3 protein-coding genes are annotated in these 1,692 nt (G+C 62.7%); all 3 read right to left on the bottom strand.

Annotated features, from left to right (window positions below):
* A partial coding sequence (locus NJF35_RS24505) for an NAD(P)-binding domain-containing protein (protein WP_253091610.1) occupies positions 1-270 on the bottom strand: 270 nt, incomplete at its 3' end.
* 93 nt (positions 271-363) lie between these two features.
* Entirely contained in the window at positions 364-1,146 is a 783-nt protein-coding gene (hyi, locus tag NJF35_RS24500; protein ID WP_253081823.1) for a hydroxypyruvate isomerase, read from the bottom strand.
* A 57-nt stretch (positions 1,147-1,203) separates the two neighbouring features.
* Positions 1,204-1,692: thiamine pyrophosphate-dependent enzyme (locus tag NJF35_RS24495; protein WP_253091609.1), on the bottom strand; the 489-nt coding region annotated here is incomplete at its 5' end.

Here is a 1,692-nt window from a genome sequence, read left to right as displayed (position 1 = left end):
GATCTTGTTCGGGCCAACGCCTTCGGCCACGCCGTTTTCACCGAACAGGACGGCTTCGACCTGTGGGGTGTCGGGGACCATGACGATGATGAACTCGGCTTCCTGGGCCACTTCCTTCGGGTTGGCCAGGGCGACGGCGCCTGCGGCGATCAGGTCGGCCGGAGCGGCATCGTGGTGGGTGGAAACGAAGAGGCTGTGACCTGCTTTTTGCAGGTTCTGGGCCATGGGCTTGCCCATGATGCCGGTGCCGATGAAACCGATTTTAGCCATGAGAGATTACCTCGTTGTATTTGTTGAATCTCGGTGGAGCAGGCGACGCTGGGAATATGGAAGCCAGCCGGGGCTGCCCCTTCGAGAGCATTCTCAGATCGCGTTGTGGGTCTTCAGCCAGCCCAGGCCCGCCTCGGTGGTGGTCAGTGGCTTGTACTCCGCGCCCACCCAGCCCTGGTAGCCGATGCGGTCCAGGTGTTCGAACAGGAAGCGGTAGTTGATCTCGCCGGTGCCAGGTTCGTTGCGGCCGGGGTTGTCGGCCAGCTGAATGTGGTTGATCAACTTCAGGTTGGCTTCCATGGTGCGCGCCAGGTCACCTTCCATGATCTGCATGTGATAGATGTCGTACTGCAGGAACAGGTTGGCGCTGCCGACTTCGGCCTGGATCTCCAGGGCCTGTTTGGTGGTGTTCAGGTAGAAGCCGGGGATGTCGCGGGTGTTGATCATTTCCATGACCAGGCGGATACCGGCGGCTTCGAGCTTGTCGGCGGCGTACTTGAGGTTGTCGACGAAGGTCTTGCGCACGGTGGCGCAGTCCGGGCCTTGTGGGCGGATGCCGGCCAGGCAGTTGACCTGGGTGTTGCCCAGGACCTTGGCGTATTCGATGGCCTTGTCGACCCCGGCGCGGAATTCCTCGACGCGGTCGGGGTGGCAGGCGATGCCGCGCTCGCCTTGCGCCCAATCGCCCGCCGGGAGGTTGAACAGCACCTGGGTCAGGCCGTGGGCGTCGAGCTGTTGCTTGATCTCGGCGGCGCTGAAATCGTACGGGAAGAGGTATTCGACACCGCTGAAGCCAGCGTCGGCGGCGGCCTTGAAGCGGGCCAGGAAGTCCTGCTCGGTGAACAGCATGGACAGGTTGGCAGCGAAGCGAGGCATGGTTGTCTCCTTGCAGATGAAAGCCCCCGGCACAGCCGGCACGGGGGCGTCAGGCGGTCAGTCCAGCAGCGAGATCGCGGTAGGCGCGTCGTTGCCGACCAGGGCCAGGTCTTCGAACTCGTTGACCGCGTTGATCTCGGTACCCATGGAAATGTTGGTCACACGCTCGAGAATCACCTCGACCACCACCGGCACCCTGTGTTCTTCGGCCATCTTCTGCGCCTTGAGCAGGGCAGGGGCGATCTCGGCCGGCTCGAACACGCGCAGTGCCTTGCAACCCAGGCCTTCGACCACGGCCACGTGGTCCACGCCGTAGTTGTTGGCTTCGGTGGCGTTGATGTTCTCGAACGCCAGTTGAACACAGTAATCCATGTCGAAGCCACGCTGGGCCTGGCGGATCAGACCGAGGTAGGCGTTGTTCACCAGCACGTGGACGTAGGGCAGGTTGAACTGCGCGCCCACGGCCAGCTCTTCGATCATGAACTGGAAGTCGTAGTCACCCGACAGCGCGACGACCTTGCGCTTGGGATCGGCCTTGACCACGCC

It is taken from the genome of Pseudomonas guariconensis, assembly GCF_024127895.1.
In the GTDB taxonomy this organism is placed as follows: Bacteria; Pseudomonadota; Gammaproteobacteria; order Pseudomonadales; family Pseudomonadaceae; genus Aquipseudomonas; species Aquipseudomonas guariconensis_B.
Note: the sequence above shows the minus strand (reverse complement) of the source record. Positions and strands in the feature narration are given on the sequence as shown.